A 1,027-nucleotide genomic window follows, 5' to 3' on the forward strand; every position below is an offset into this window, starting at 1 on the left:
TTCACATATTTAAAAGAATTGCGCAGCATATGGATTACACAGCGCTGGATCTGTGCCTGTGGGAAAACGGCCTGGATTGCATCTTTAAATCCGGGGAGGCCGTCTACGCAGAAAAACAGCACATCCTGCACACCACGATTTTTCAGGTCGTTGAGCATTCCAAGCCAGAATTTACTGGTTTCATTCGCTCCCACAGTAATACTGAGGATCTCCTTATAGCCTTCCACGGTAACTCCCAGTACAATATAAGCAGCACGGCTGAGGATTCTGCCATCTTCACGGACTTTATAATGGATGCAGTCCATGAAAACGAACGGATATACAGGGTTTAATGGACGTGACTGCCATTCCTTCACTTCCGGCAGGATCTTGTCCGTGATTTTGCTGACCATTTCAGCGGAAAGTTCAATGCCATAAAGTTCCTGAAGCTGATCATGAATATCCCTTGTACTCATTCCACGGGCATAAAGAGAGATCACTTTTTCCCCAATCCCGGAAATATCCCGCTGATATTTAGGAATCAACTTTGGTTCAAACTCACCATTGCGGTCACGGGGAACATCGATCTGGAATTCCCCATACTGGCTTTTGAGTGTTTTGGAAGAATGTCCATTCCTTTTATTATCGCTCTTCAGATCACCTTTACAATTTTTTTCATAGCCCAGAATTGCATCCATCTCGGCTTCCAGAAGCTCCTGCAGGATATATTTGAAGCTGTCTTTAAGAAGGGTGTAAACATCAGCCACACTGGTAATGTTGTTTTCTGTAATAATCTGTCGGATTTGGTCTTTTGCTACTGCCATAAATAAACTCCTTTTCGATAAGAATTGTCATATCTGTAATTCTTACCAAAAAGGAGCCATTTTTTACCAAAGCCACAAAGTTTTTTACACTACCATGCTAAATGCTTCATTTACCAATAGTTTTTTGAAGCCTCAAGGCCTGAGGTTTTGTTGTCATGCCCATTTATCTGGAGCTACTTGGTTTCCTATAGTTTTTGCACAGAAAATCCTGTATAATCATGGGT

1 protein-coding gene is annotated in these 1,027 nt (G+C 42.1%); it reads right to left on the reverse strand.

Going from position 1 to position 1,027, the window contains the following annotated elements; genetic code table 11:
• Nucleotides 1–803, reverse strand: an 803-nt coding sequence (locus B5G00_RS18465; RefSeq protein ID WP_087275081.1) for an IS256 family transposase, incomplete at its 3' end; no start/stop codon positions are given.
• Nucleotides 804–1,027: the final 224 nt, after the last annotated feature.

The sequence above is a fragment of the Blautia sp. An46 genome (assembly GCF_002161645.1).
In the GTDB taxonomy this organism is placed as follows: domain Bacteria; phylum Bacillota; class Clostridia; order Lachnospirales; family Lachnospiraceae; genus Blautia; species Blautia ornithocaccae.